Below are 13087 nucleotides of genomic sequence, written 5' to 3'. Positions count from 1 at the left end.
CCACTCAAGCGAGTTCATGACGGGAATCTATGGGGATGGACAGGACATACATGGACATTGGGCCGTGACTGCCGTGACCTACGGGAAATGTGAGTGTGCATCAGTCGTTATGCGGAAGGGAGTGCCGCGCTCACGAGGAGTGATGGTCACCCCGGACCCCGGCCGCCGAGCGCGCGCCCCAGACGGCCGCCCAGACGCTCCGCCGTGGCGTCGGCACTGCGGTGCGCCGCGAGCATTCCGTGCACTTCACGCTGCAGGACCCGGGTGAAGGTGACGTAGTGCGCGGTCGCCGGACGGGCCCTGGCGGCCTGCAACGCGCACCACAGCACGGTCGTGTAACCGGGGGTCGCGACGGACGGCGAGGGCGAGGGCTCCGAGCCGCGCCCCGCGGGACGGTCGTGGAACCACGCACGGGGGTCGTGAGGATCGTCACAGTTGACATCCCCGGCTCCGTATGCCGACCTCCGCGCGGGGGCGAAACCCGCCCCGAGCAGGGCATGTTGGGCGCCGCGTCCGGTCAGGAAGCGGATCAGGTCCGCGGCGTCGTCCGGGCGGTCGCTGGTCGCCGCCACGCCCAGGCTCTGGCCGCCGAGAGCGGCGACGCCGGGGAGCCGGGCCACGCCGAAGCGGACACCGGGGGCGAGAGTGGCGTCGAGCCGGTTGTAGGCGTAGGGCCAGTTGCGCATCAGCACGCTCTGGCCCTCGGTGAACTGGGCGAGCGTGACCGACTCGTCGGCCTCCAGGGACTCCGGGTTGAGGTTGTTGGCGGCGCCCAGCCGACCGAGCTCGTCCAGGCCCTCGCGCAGCCCGTCCTCGGTGCCGATGTAGCGGCCGTCGCCGTCGACGAGTGCGACGCCCGCGGTCCAGAAGGCTTCCAGGGTGTTGACGGTCAGCCCCTCGTACGCGCGCAGCTGGGTGGTGTAGGCGGGGTGGCCGAGCGGGCGGACGTCGGCGAGCAGGTCGCTGATCTTGGCGTAGCCGCGCAGGTCGGCGGGGCGGCGACCGGCCTTGGCGAGGTCGTCGGTGCGGTAGTAGAGCAGGCCGACGTCGGTGTTGAAGGGCACCGCGTACGTGCGGCCCTTCCAGCGGCCCGCGTCCGCGGCCTGGGGCAGGAAGTCCCCGTCGACAAGGGCGGGGTCGAGCGGGCGCAGCAGCCCGCTGTCGGCGAACTCGGGGATCCAGCTGATGTCGAGGTTGACCACGTCGTACGCGGCGGTGCCGGACTGGAAGGCGCCGATCAGCTCGCTGCGCTGCTCGTCGGAGGCGGAGGGGAGCTCGACGAGCCGGGCGGGCCGGTCCGGGTTGCGCCGGTTCCACGCGTCGATCAGGGCACGGCGGACGCCGGGCTGCCCGCCGGCGGTGAGATCGGCGTCGCTGGCGACGATCAGCGGCCGGGAGCGGTCGGGTGCCGGGCCCGGCGCCGCGGCGGGGCCGCTGCAGGCCACGGCGGCCAGCAGGAGCAGGACGCCCAGGGCTCGGCGCCGGCGGCGGACGGAGCGCGGGGGCGGGAGGGTGCCGCCCGTGCTCCTGGGGCCCGAGGCTGTCATGACCCTCCCGAGGTGAGGCGGGTGATCGTCTCCGCGACCCGGTCCGGAAGGTCCTGCGTGGCCGCCAGGCAGGCGCCGCCGCCCTCCGTCACCGCCTTGTTGAAGCGCAGCGAGCAGCCGTAGCTCTCCAGGGAGACCACCAGTACGGGGACGTCCACGTCCGGCGGCTCCGCTCGGGCACTGTCCTCGTCGTCGGTGATGAGGACGATCAGGGCGCCGGGGGAGCCGGCGAGCGCGCGGGACCACCGGCGCAGGGCGGCGGCCACGGGCGCGTCCCGCTCGACCGGTGCCAGCGCGCGGATCGCGGCGTCCCGCGCGGCCGCGTCGTTCGGCCCCGGCGCCAGCAACGTGCGGCCGGGCACCGCGGCGATGCCGTACCGGTAGCCGGACGCGCGGGCCAGGACGGAGCGCACGACGGAGACGTTCGCCCCGGAGTAGGAGGAGCTGGAGACGTCGACGGCGAAGAGGACGTCGCGCCGGGTGCCGGTGGCCTCGCCGTGGTCCCGCAGGGCGGCCTCGATGGCCCTCCTGGTGGGCGGTGCGCCGCCCGTCGGCGGATCGGCGACGAAGATCGCGCTGTCCAGCGGGGTGTCGCCGGCCGCGGCCGTCCCGGTGACGTCCGTGCGGAAGCCCTGTGCGGCCAGGGCCCGTTGTCCCGGACCGGAGCGCAGCCAGACGGCGAGCCGGTGCACCGCCTCGGCACGTACGGCGCGGTCGGCCCGGCCGGTCTCCCAGGTCACCGGCACGAGGGTGAGGTCCAGGGGTGGCACGTCGGCGGGGTAGTAGGCGGTGTAGGGGTCGGACTGGTTGCCCAGGCACGGGGGACGGGACTCCAGGGCCGGGGTGACGAGGCCGGCGAGGGTGGACTCGGCGATGACAAGGGCCTGTTGGGTGCCTCGCCGTTCGACCAGCCAGGTGCGGGCGGAACAGGCCAGGGCCCGGTCGTCCGCAGGGGGCACGGCATCGGTGGTGACCCGGGTGCCCGGCGTCAGGTGCAGCAGCTGGTCCAGGGCGGCGTCCGAGGAGTGCGGTTCGGCGCTGCGGACGACCACGTCCTGCGCGTGGGCGGCGTCGACCAGTTGCTGCGCGGTGCTGCCGGTGCGCCCGACGCCCTCCAGGGAGGTGGTCGCGGCGAGGACGGCCGGGGAGTGCGCGAGGGTGACCGGCCGGCCGAGGGCGACGACGCTCTCCGGACGCCGGGTCTCGGCCAGCACCTGGGTGGGGGCGGTGCCGGCCGCCGGTATCCACACGTCCGGGTGCGGCCCGACGTCCCGCAGCGGCAGCGCGCAGTCCCCGCCGTCCTCGCAGGCGCGTTCCGGTTCGGCCCAGGCGGCGGAGGCGCGGAAGGCGGCGAGGGTGCGGTCGGTGGGGGCCGCGTACACGGTGGTGTTGATCTGGCCGCAGCCCTCGGGCCGGCCGCCAAGGGCTGCGGTGGTGCCGGCGGCGTCGCTGTCCTGGAAGGCGTCGAGCACGGAGGTGAGCGCGGCGCGGGTCTCCGGCGAGGTGAGCACCCGCAGTTCGAGCGGGGCGGGGCACAGCGGTGCCGGGCGGTGCGCCCACGTCCAGCCGGTGACGGCGCCCGCGAGCAGGGCCAGGGCGGTGCCGGCGCCCACGGCCCGGTGCCAGAGCGGCTGGTGGGGTCCCGCCGTCCACGTCCAGGTGAAGCCGGCGTACTGGGCGAGCCGGCGCAAGGGCGTCAGCCAGCGGGTCCCGCGGGCGGGGCGCGGGGTCAGCCGGGCCTGCGACAGGACGGTGTCGCCGGCGCTGTTGCTGGAGCGCTCGGTCGGGAACCAGGGGTCGTAGTCCACCCGCTCGTCGAGCGTGGCGGCGTACTCCCCGGCCAGTTCGTGCAGCCGGACCCCGAGACGCTGCACGGTGACCGGGTCGTACGGGTCGGTGCCCTCGGTCAGCACCCGGACCAGGGCCCCGGTGAAGGGCGTCGGGTCGATGCCGTCGCCCTTGTGGATGCGGGAGCCGACGGCCGACGAGGTGATCAGGGAGAACGGCCGCTCGGGCAGCGGCACCAGGCCGGCGTTGCCGGAGTAGCAGCAGTCCAGGACGAGGACGACACGCTCGGCCCGCGAGGAGGCGAGCAGCCTCAGCAGGTCCCGGTACGGGATGCCGTCGAGGCGGGCGCCGTCCTTGGTGGACTCCCGGGTCATCAGGTACAGCTCGGGCTCCCCGGTGCCGAGGTCGACGTAGCCGTGCCCGGTGAAGTGGACCAGCAGCAGGTCCTGGGCCTGGGCGGCGGCGGTGCCGATCAGCCGCAGCGCGCGGTCGCGGGTGCGCGGCTCGGCGAGGGTCTCCACGGTCCGCGGGATGAACCGGCCGTGCGCGCCGGAGACGAGCGCGGCCCGCAGCCGCGCCACGTTGGCCCTGGCGGAGGGGATGTTGGAGAAGTCACGGGCGTGCTCGTACTGGGACACCCCGATCAGGACCGCCCGCGACCGGGACGCGAACGGTTCGTACGGCATGCCCGCCGGACCTCCCCAGGGCCGTCTTCCTCCGGATCGGGTTCTCCCCGGATCTAGTTCTCCAGCGTCTGGCGGATGCGGGCCGCCATCGCCTCCAGTTCGCCGCGCGTCAGGGCGTCCCAGCCGGTCAGGACGCACTCCACGTCCCCGGCGCGGACGGTGACGCTGAGCGAGTCGCCGGGCTGGTTGCGCAGGTGGTTGCGCAGGGCGCGGAGCAGTGTGAGCGCGGTGGCCTGCAGCGTCTCCTGGAGGATCATGAGGAGCAGGTCGTAGGCGACGCCCATGCTCTCGTCCGCGGGCCGCTCCCTGCGGACGACCAGCGGCGCCAGTTCCTCCTCGGCCCGCAGCCAGACCTCCAGTCTGCGCAGGTCCTCGGCCGGGTCCTTGCCGCCCTCCAGCTCGATGGTCACGTACGTGTCCATGACGCCTCCCCTCATTCCCAGCCTACGCTGACGTACCGTCATTCACACCGGTCGTGCGGGGAGTTGTGTGTAACGGACAGGAAATCGGGGCGGGCCGGGCGCCGAGGCGCCCTACCCCGGCGGCGGCCCGGTGCGTCATGATGCCCGAGTACCCCCCCGTACGGGGGATTCGCCCGATCTTGGAGGCCGCAATGAAGCTGGGCAGGGCACTGGCGAACGGCTACGCGGAGGAGACGGACGAGGAGCTCCCGGGCCGGGAGCGGCTCGCGGACGAGGAGAAGGCCCCCGCCGGCCGCGCCCCGGACGCCGCAGCGGAGCCCGCCGAGGCCGCGGCACGGTGAGGTTCGCCCGCCGGTTGCCCGAGGAACGGCCGGCGGTGCCCCCCACGGGGTACAAGCTGGCCTTCCCGATGCTGGCGCACGACGGCGCCCGCGTGGGCTTCCGGGGCGTGTCGCTGGGCGGGCGGATCGTGTACGGCGCCCTCGACGACGCCGTGTGCGGCTACGGGCGGCGGCACCGCAGCCCGGCCCGGGGTTGCGACTGCGGGTTCTACTGCCTGCACACGGCCGCCGAGGCACAGGCCCTGACCTGCGCGACGGACTGCCGGGACGCGGTGGTGCTCCAGGTGAGCGTGCTGGGCGCGTACACCCGGTACGAGCGCGGGACGCGCTACGCCCGGCAGCGGGTGCGCACCGTGCGCATGGGCGCCTGCCGGTGCGGGCGGGCCGCCCGGGTGTTCGTGCGCGACGGCACCGGGCTGCCGGGCTGGCGTGCGCTGACGGCGTCCTGCCGGCGCTGCGCCGCGGGGCTGTGGGTGCTGCGGCCGGCGCAGTTCGCGCGGCTGGCCGGGCCCTGGGTGAACGTGACCGGCGAACCGCCCGGACCGGGCGCCGCCGAGGAAGCGCTGCTCGAGGAACCGCTGCACGAGGAGCTGCTGGTGGAGGCGGAACGGCTCAGGGAGGTGCTGGACCGCTTCCAGGAGCGGCTGGAACGGCTGGACCGCCTGGAGGAGAGGCCTCCGTCCGGGTAGCCGCCGGCGGGTCCGGCCGCGCCGGGCCGCCTCATGATCGGCCGCCCATACTGGAACACATGGAGCACAACGCCGAGCTCAGGGACTTCCTGCGGGCCCGCAGGAACCGGCTGAGCCCGCAGGACGCCGGCATCACCGTCAGCGGTGCGCCGCGCCGTGTGCCGGGGTTGCGGCGGGAGGAGCTGGCGCGGCTGGCCGGGGTGAGCACCGATTACTACACCCGTTTGGAGCAGGGCAGGCACCTGAATGTCTCGGAGGCGGTGCTGGACGCCGTCGCCCGCGCCCTGCGACTGGACGCGGCCGAGCGCGCGTACCTCTTCGAGCTGGCGCGGCACCGCACCCCGCCCCGCCGCAGGCCGCAGCGGCCGCAACGGGTGCGCCCCGAGGTCCACCGCGTGCTGGACCTGCTGGGCGACCGCACCCCCGTGTTCGTCATCGGCCGCCGCACGGACGTGCTGGCCGCGAACCGGCTGGCCCGCACACTGATCACCGACTTCGACGCGCTGCCGCACCGCGACCGCAACCTCGCCCGCTTCATGTTCCTCGACGACGCGGCCCGCGACCTGTACCGGGAGTGGGACAAGCACGCCGCCGAGGCGGTCGCCGCCCTCCGCCTGGACGCGGCGCGCCACCCCGACGACCCGGGGCTGACCGAGCTGGTCGGCGAGCTGACCATCAAGAGCGCCGAGTTCCGCGCCTGGTGGGCCGACCACAACGTGCGGCAGAGGTTGCACGGGGTGAAGCTCTACCACCACCCCGTCGTCGGCGACCTGACCCTGTCGTACGAGCACGTCCTCTTCCCCGGCGACAGCGACCAGCTCGTGTGCATCCACACGGCCGAGCCCGGCTCCACCTCCGAGGCGGCCCTGCAGCTGCTGGCCGCGTGGACCGGCGCCGACACGCCGGCCAGCGGGTTCGCCGACCCGGAGCCCGACCCCCGGTGACGCGGTGACGCGGTGACGCGGTGACGCCGTAACGCCGCGACGCCGCGACGCCGCGAGGGCGGCACCGGCGTCGCGCCGGTGCCGCCCTCGGCAGGGGTGGGTCAGCAGCCGTCCGGCTTGATGCGGACGATCTGCGGGTCGTGGTCGCTCGCCTGGTCGGCGAACTCCGCGTTGATGTGCACCACGTCGTAGTCGAAGTCGCGCAGCGCCGGGCTGAGCAGGATGTGGTCCAGCGACTGCGAGTTGCCCTCGTAGACGTAGGTGTAGCGCTCGGACTTGGGCAGCGTGGTCAGCAGGTCCTTCAGCACGCCGCCCGAGGTGAGGGTGGACACCGTGCCGGAGAACTCGTAGTCGTTGAGGTCGCCGAGAACCACGACGTTGGCGTCCCGGTCGGCCGCGAGCAGCGACTTCACGAAGGTGTTGACCTCGGTGGCCTGCAGCTTCCGCTGGGTCTCGGAGCTGCGCACCGGCTGCTGGTTGACGCTGTGCAGCGGCTGGTCGCCGCCCTTGGAGTTGAAGTGGTTGGCGATGACGAAGACCGGCTTCCCGTGGAAGCGGAACTCGCCGACCAGCGGCTTGCGGCTGGCATTCCAGGCCTCGCTGCCCGGGTTGATCCGGCCCGGGGAGACCGACAGCTCCGCGCCCTTGCGGGTCTTGACCGCCTTGACCGCGGTGGTGGCGTCGCCGCCGGCGCGGTCGGTGAACTGCACGCGATGCGGGTTGAAGAGGAAGACCTGGCGGATGTTGCCGCCGGGCTCACCGCCGTCGGTGTCGTTCGTGGGGTCCACGGAGCGCCAGCTGTAGCGGGGGCCGCCGGCCGCGACGATGGCGTCGATGAACTTCTGCACCGTCTGGTCGGCGGCCACCGTGCCGTCGTCGTTGGCGCCGTTGTTGTCCTGGATCTCCTCCAGCGCCACGATGTCGGGCGAGGAGAGGCTGGTGACGACGCCGTCGGCGAGCCGCGCGAACTTGTCCGCGGGGTCGGCGGGGTCGAGGTTCTCCACGTTGTAGGTGGCGACCGCGAGCTCGCCGCCCTTCTGCTTGCGGGTCACCTCGCGCCCCAGGCCGTTGTCGACCAGCGTGCCCAGCTGCGTGGCCTGGAGGTTGTAGCCGCCGAAGCCGTCGTAGTCGATCGCTCCGGTGGTGGTTCCGGCCAGCTTGTCGCCGACGTCGGCGGTCGGGACGTCGGTGCCCGCGCCGATCGACATGACCTTGATCCGGCCGGTGTTGGGCTGGGCGTACGAGCCGTACACCGTGCCGCCGCGGCGGGTGGGGTTCTCGGCCGGCTTCACCGTCACCCAGACCTCGTGGTACGGGGTGGTGCCGCCGACGACGCGGGCGTCGGAGAACCGCGCCAGCTCGCCCTCGTGGGCCTCGTAGAAGTCCAGCGCGTACCCGGCCGGGTCGAGCGGCAGGCCCTCGATGCTGCCGCCGTCGGCGTCGGGCGCGTACGCCGCCGGGACGGTGGAGGCGTCCAGCGTGACGGGCGCGGGCAGGGCGTTGCCGGCCGAGAGCACGGTGGCGGTCGGGCCGGTGACCTCGGTGACCGACTGGCTGCCGGTGCCCGGGTAGTACTCGGAGACCTTGCCGGTCACCAGCACCTTGTCGCCGACCGCGACGGTGGGCGTGACGGAGCCGGTGTAGACGAACACGGCCTCGCTGGTGCGGGCGTCGGTGTCGGCCTCGGGGTCCTGGATCCAGTAGCCCTTGGAGCCGGTGGTCCGCACGCCGGTCACGATGCCGGGGACCCGGGTGACGGTCTGGCCCTTGAGCGGGGAGACCCGGGTGGTGCCCTGGATGTCGTGGATCCGGGTGGTACCGGGCTCGGTCGGCTCGGGGGTGGGCGTCGGGTCCGGGGTGCCGCCGCCCGGGGTCTGCCCGGCGGCGTTGACCGGGGTCGGCGCGCCGGCGGTGAGGTCGGCGGCGTTGTCGTCGGTGTCGGCCAGGGACGCGCCGCGGGCGACGGCAGCGGTGTTGCTCGCGCCGGCCGCCGGGCCGCTGCCCTCGCGCACGACCGCGGTGCCGAAGCCGACGAGGTCGACCACGCGCGGGTCGGCGGTGCAGTCGGCGGCGGTGATGCAGGTCAGCGGGGTGGTGCCGTTGACCAGGGCGATGGTGCCCGAGGTGGCGCTCATGGCGATGGCGCCACTGGCGTCGGCGGCCGGCAGGGGCGTCGTGCCGCCGGTGCCGGCGGACTCCGACACGAGGTAGCGGCCGCCGGGGGCGATCGACCCGGTCAGCGCGGTCGCCTGCCACTTGGAGGAGGCGGACGGCGTACCGGGCAGGTACTGCACGCTGAAACCGGCCAGGTCGTAGGCGGCCGAACCGGCGTTCGCGAGCTCCACGAAGTCGTTGGTCAGCGTCGCGCCGGAGTTGCCGCCGCCGCCGTACACCTCGGCGACGACCGCCTCGCTGGAGGGGGTCGCGTGGGCGGCGGGCAGCCCGGTCAGCACGACGGACGCGGCGATTCCGGTCGATATGAGCGCGAGCGCCGCGGCGCGGCTGCGGTGTCGGCTCGGTCTGGCGATCGGCACGAGGGTTTCTCCTATCGGGTCCAACAGCCCGTCAACCACGGGCAGCGCACGGCGGACCGGCTCAAGTTACGCGCGTAGAAACGGACATGACAAGGGCAATGAGGTTAATTCTGCGAGTCCGCCGTGGCGTAACCGCGACACCGGACCCACCGGTGGAGGCCCTGGCGCGGACGCGCCACCGTTCGGGCGACCCCCCGATGGGTCACCCGGCGCGCCGGGACCGGCGGGGATTGCCACATTGATGACGTCCCGTCAGTACCGGTCGCCCCACCTCATCCCGCGGAGCCCGACGTGCGCCCACCCCTCGGACGGCCCGGCCGCCGCCACCTGCCCGCCCTCGCCGCCGCCCTGCTCGCGGCCGCCACCGTCCTGCTCACCCCCGGCACCGCCGCCCCGGCCCCGGCCCCGGGCTGCGCCCCGGTCGCCTACGCCGGCACCAGCGCGCCCGGCCACGGCGGGGACGGCGCCGCCGCCACCGCGGCCACCCTGCACGACCCGGCCGGGCTCGCCACCGACACCACGGGCCGCCTCTACATCGCCGACTCCGCCAACCGCGCCGTCCGCCGCGTCACCCCGGGCGCGGCCGGCGCCGCACCCGTCATCACGACCTTCGCGACCACCGACTTCGCCCCGTACGGCCTGGCCGTCGGCCCGGACGGCACGGTCTACGTCTCCGGCGAGGGCAAGGCCGTCTCCGTGGGCGCCGACGGCCACCGCACCACCACGCTGCTCACCGAGGCCGGACGGCACGACGCCATCGCCGTCGGCGGCGACCGCTCCGTGTACGTCTCGGGCGGCGTGGCCGGCGGACTGCGGCGGCTCCCACCCGGCGGCAAGGCACCGGTCCGCTCCTTCCCCGGCGCCACCGTCGACGCCCTCGCCACCGACCGGGCCGGCACCGTCTACGCCGTCGTCGACGGCCGCGTACGGCGCCTCGACCGCGACGGCCGCGTCACCCCCGTACCGGGCACCGCCCGGGTCTCCTCGGGCGAGGTCCACGGGCTGGCGGTCACGGAGGACGGCTCCCTCTTCTACCCCTCCCCGCGCACCCGCTGGGGCACCGCCCTCGCCCCGGACGGGCGGCTGTACGTCTCCGACCCCGCCGCCCACCGCATCTGGGTCGTCCCCCGCCCCGTCCTCGTACCGGGCCTGCTGCGCGTCACCTCCGGCCCGCACGGCCACGCCACCGGAGACGTCCTCAAGGGCGTCAGCGGCAGCGGTACGGCCGTCACCGCCCACAGCGAACCCGTGCGGGGCGTCGTCGTCCAGCAGGGCAACGGCCTCTTTTCCTACACCCCGCACGAGGACTTCTCCGGCACCGACGCGTTCACCGCCACCATCACCGACGCCTGCCACAACGCGACGACCCGCACCGTCCTGGTGCGGGTCGTCGCGAAACCCCTGCCGCGCGCCGGATGACGCGCGGCCGCGTCAGCCGCGCGCCTCGGCCACGGCGGCGCCGAGGGCCTCCTTGATGCGCGGCCCCAGCCGAGCGAAGCCGAGCTCCTTCATCGCGGCACGCAGCAGTTCGTCGTCCGACCGCTTCTCGCCGTCGCCGTCGATCCACCGCACCAGCGCGGTCAGTTCCTCCGCCGAGTACGCCGTCACGGCCTTCCCCGGCGTGATCGTCGGCTTCCGCGGCCGCCGTCCGACCGGGTTCGCCGCGGCGGGCTCCTCCTCGGGCTCGGCAGCGAGGGCCTCGGCCTCCACGACCGGCTCGGGCTCGGGCTCGGCTGCGGGCGCCTCCTCGACCACCGGCGCCTCGGCGACAAGCTCCGCCTCGGCGGGAGCGGGTGCCTCCACCGTCACGGGCTCCGCGACGGCTTCCACCTCGGGCTCGGGCTCGGCGGCGGGCGCCTCCTCGACCACCGGCGCCTCGGCGACAGGCTCCGCTTCGGCGGGAGCGGGTGCCTCCACCGTCACGGGCTCCGCGACGGCTTCCGCCTCGGGCTCGGGCTCGGCGGCAGGCGCTTCCTCCGCCGCCGACTCCGGCTCTGCAGACGCAGTCTCCGGCTCCACGACGGCCCCGGGCTCAGCCTCGACAGGCGCAGCCTCCGCAACCGGCTCGGGCTCAGGCTCGGGCTCCACGGCAGGAGCCTCCGCGGCGACCGGCTCCGCCTCCGCCTCAGCGGGAGCGGCCGACGCTTCCTCCGTAACCGGTGCCTCGACCACCGCAGCCTCGGCAACGGCCTCCGCCTCCGGCTCCGCAGGAGTCCCCTCCGCCGCTTCCGACGTGGTGCGCGGTTCGGGGACGACGGGGGTCTCCGTCTCGCCCAGCAGCGCGACGACCTCGGCCGTGTCCGCCCGACGCTCCGTCAGCTCCTCGAGCACCGCGCCGAGGCCCTGCTCCTCCAGGCGGTCGCGGGTGGCCTTGAGGTTGGGCAGTCGGTACAGCGTGCCCTCGTCCGCGGCGAGGCGGTCGAGGAGCTCCACGAGTTCCTCGAAGGGCAGGCTGTCCAGCGCGGCCTCGGGGCGCAGGAGGCGGCCCAGTTCGGTGAGCCCGGCGACGGCGGCCTCGGCGGCGCGGGAGGCGTCGTCGAGGAAGTCCGCGTCCGTGGGAACGGCCGGGCGGCCGGCGCCGCCGAGGGCGGCCCAGTCGGTGCGCTCGGACGCCGCGGAGGCCAGGGCGGTGTGGGCGGCGTCGCGCCGCGGCCGCCCGGTGGCCAGCCCGCGGACGCGTCCCCGCAGCGAGCGGCGGCGCAGCCAGGTGACCTTCACCCCGCGGTCCCGGCGCCAGGCGCCGCTCGCGGTGGCGGCGACCAGGTCGTCCAGCTCGGCCTCGGCCACGTCGTACACGTCGGCGTTGAGCGTGCGCAGCGTCAGGCGTACCCGCAGCAGCAGCGAAACGGCCCGGCCGCTCTCGGCCACCGTGCGGGGGGCGTCGATGCCCAGGGCCTCGGACTCCTCCAGGCGGCGTGCGGCGGAGCGCAGCGCGGGCAGGTCACGGCCGCGCAGCTCCGCGAGGACGGTGGAGGCGGCGCGGGCCTCCTCGGGGCCGGCGACGGTGTCCACGGCCGCGTACCAGGCGTGGGTGTCGGTCGTCAGCGTGAAGCCGCCGAGCTCCGCGTAGGCGCGCAGGTCGTCGCGCGCCTCCGCGGGGAGGGAGGCGATGTCGGCGGTGCTGTGCAAGGAGGGTGCGGTCATATGAGGTCCGGTTCGTGGCAAGTGCGGTGGGCGTCGGCGGCGTGCGCGCGGCGGAGCGGCCCCGGTCCGGCGTGCTCGCGGTGGCCCCACGATACGGGCGTGGTCCACCCCGGCGCACGCGCCCCGTCCGTAACGGAGGGCACGGCGGCACCACCCGTGCACGGAGAGAGAGGGAGCGGACGCCCCTTGTGACTCCGGTGGCGTTCCGTGGCTCCTGCGACGCCCGTGGCCAGAGGGTCAGATTCCATCAAGAGGCGACAAAAGGACTCCATGGGATAATTCAAAGTGGGCACGAAAGGGATTTTTCGTGATCGACAAGACCGTGTGGGGCGGTTATGAGAGCGGCCGGCCTGACCGGAGCGGCCAGGCCGAGGCGTTCGACGCCATCGGGGACCGCTACGACGAGGCCTTCCCGCACAAGGAGGGGCAGTTCTCCGCCGGCCTGTGGCTCGTGGACACCCTGCCGCCCGGGTCCCGCGTACTGGACCTCGGCTGCGGCACCGGACTCCCCACCGCCCGGCAGCTGAGCGACGCGGCGTTCGACGTCGTGGGCATCGACCTGTCCGGGGGCATGCTCGAACTGGCCCGGACGTACGTCCCCCACGCCACCTTCCACCAACTGGACATCGCCGACCTGCGCCCCGGCGGCCCGGCCCCGTTGGGCCGCTTCGACGCCGTCGCGGCCTTCTTCTCCCTGCTGATGCTGCCGCGCGCCGAGATCCCGCACGCCCTCCGCACGATCCACCATCTGCTGGTCCCGGGCGGGCTGTTCGCCCTGTCGATGGTGGAGGCCGACGTGGACGACTTCGCCATCCCGTTCCTGGGCTGCACCATCCGCGTCTCCGGCTACCTCAGGGAGGAGTTGCTGCACGTCATCGAGTCGGGCGGCTTCGAGATCGTCAAGGAGTTCTCCTACACCTACGCCCCGGCCTTCAGCGACGTACCGCCGGAGGAACAGGTGTTCCTCTGTTGCCGGCGGATCGGCTGAGGCG

General features: G+C 74.5%; 10 protein-coding genes. 5 read left to right on the top strand and 5 right to left on the bottom strand.

Annotated elements, in window-relative coordinates; genetic code table 11:
* Positions 1-146 precede the first annotated feature (146 nt).
* From PV410_RS05330 to PV410_RS05320, 3 genes are read right to left on the bottom strand one after another with little or no spacing between them, the layout of a single operon-like run.
* Positions 147-1547, bottom strand: a complete 1401-nt coding sequence (locus PV410_RS05330; protein WP_500322636.1) for an extracellular solute-binding protein — start codon at positions 1545-1547, stop codon at positions 147-149.
* Positions 1544-4021 carry a caspase family protein gene (locus PV410_RS05325; RefSeq protein WP_500322634.1) on the bottom strand — a complete coding sequence of 826 codons (2478 nt, stop codon included), beginning with the start codon at positions 4019-4021 and terminating at the stop codon, positions 1544-1546. Before PV410_RS05325 ends, PV410_RS05330 begins: the two co-directional genes overlap by 4 nt.
* A 53-nt stretch (positions 4022-4074) precedes the next feature.
* Positions 4075-4443: an effector-associated constant component EACC1 gene (locus PV410_RS05320; RefSeq protein WP_500322633.1), complete on the bottom strand. Its 369-nt coding sequence runs from the start codon at positions 4441-4443 to the stop codon at positions 4075-4077.
* Between the two features lie 191 nt (positions 4444-4634).
* Between PV410_RS05320 and PV410_RS05315 the strand changes: the two genes are divergently transcribed.
* Genes PV410_RS05315 through PV410_RS05305 form a run of 3 tightly spaced genes read left to right on the top strand, consistent with a single transcriptional unit; the run spans position 4635 to position 6417 of the window.
* Positions 4635-4784, top strand: a complete 150-nt coding sequence (locus tag PV410_RS05315; RefSeq protein ID WP_500322632.1) for a hypothetical protein — start codon at positions 4635-4637, stop codon at positions 4782-4784.
* Between the two features lie 35 nt (positions 4785-4819).
* Positions 4820-5473, top strand: coding sequence for a hypothetical protein (locus PV410_RS05310; protein ID WP_500322631.1), 654 nt, complete (start codon positions 4820-4822; stop codon positions 5471-5473).
* Between the two features lie 59 nt (positions 5474-5532).
* Complete coding sequence (locus PV410_RS05305) at positions 5533-6417, top strand: helix-turn-helix transcriptional regulator (protein ID WP_500322630.1); 885 nt, start codon at positions 5533-5535, stop codon at positions 6415-6417.
* A gap of 101 nt (positions 6418-6518) precedes the next feature.
* On the opposite strand, the gene PV410_RS05300 is transcribed toward PV410_RS05305, so the two are convergent.
* Positions 6519-8897 (bottom strand): DUF8508 domain-containing protein, encoded by a 2379-nt coding sequence (locus PV410_RS05300; protein WP_500322759.1) that lies wholly within the window; start codon positions 8895-8897, stop codon positions 6519-6521.
* 345 nt (positions 8898-9242) lie between these two features.
* Here PV410_RS05300 and PV410_RS05295 point away from each other — a divergent pair, with 345 nt between their 5' ends.
* The gene (locus PV410_RS05295; RefSeq protein ID WP_500322629.1) at positions 9243-10370 is read left to right on the top strand and encodes an Ig-like domain-containing protein; all 1128 of its coding nucleotides are present in this window, start codon (positions 9243-9245) and stop codon (positions 10368-10370) included.
* 12 nt (positions 10371-10382) lie between these two features.
* Here the strand turns inward: PV410_RS05295 and PV410_RS05290 are convergent, their stop codons facing one another.
* The gene (locus tag PV410_RS05290; RefSeq protein WP_500322628.1) at positions 10383-12095 is read right to left on the bottom strand and encodes a hypothetical protein; all 1713 of its coding nucleotides are present in this window, start codon (positions 12093-12095) and stop codon (positions 10383-10385) included.
* Positions 12096-12402: 307 nt separating this feature from the next.
* Between PV410_RS05290 and PV410_RS05285 the strand changes: the two genes are divergently transcribed.
* Positions 12403-13083 carry a class I SAM-dependent DNA methyltransferase gene (locus tag PV410_RS05285; RefSeq protein ID WP_500322627.1) on the top strand — a complete coding sequence of 227 codons (681 nt, stop codon included), beginning with the start codon at positions 12403-12405 and terminating at the stop codon, positions 13081-13083.
* The last annotated feature ends 4 nt before the right edge of the window (positions 13084-13087 follow it).

The organism is Streptomyces sp. PA03-5A (genome assembly GCF_033792725.1).
GTDB lineage: Bacteria > Actinomycetota > Actinomycetes > Streptomycetales > Streptomycetaceae > Actinacidiphila.
Note: the sequence above shows the minus strand (reverse complement) of the source record. Positions and strands in the feature narration are given on the sequence as shown.

Excerpts from the sequence above, each read along its gene's own strand:
- PV410_RS05330 (WP_500322636.1), bottom strand. The coding sequence starts at position 1,547 with ATGACAGCCTCGGGCCCCAGGAGCACGGGCGGCACCCTCCCGCCCCCG.
- PV410_RS05325 (WP_500322634.1), bottom strand. The coding sequence starts at position 4,021 with ATGCCGTACGAACCGTTCGCGTCCCGGTCGCGGGCGGTCCTGATCGGG.
- PV410_RS05320 (WP_500322633.1), bottom strand. The coding sequence starts at position 4,443 with ATGGACACGTACGTGACCATCGAGCTGGAGGGCGGCAAGGACCCGGCC.
- PV410_RS05315 (WP_500322632.1), top strand. The coding sequence starts at position 4,635 with ATGAAGCTGGGCAGGGCACTGGCGAACGGCTACGCGGAGGAGACGGAC.
- PV410_RS05305 (WP_500322630.1), top strand. The coding sequence starts at position 5,533 with ATGGAGCACAACGCCGAGCTCAGGGACTTCCTGCGGGCCCGCAGGAAC.
- PV410_RS05290 (WP_500322628.1), bottom strand. The coding sequence starts at position 12,095 with ATGACCGCACCCTCCTTGCACAGCACCGCCGACATCGCCTCCCTCCCC.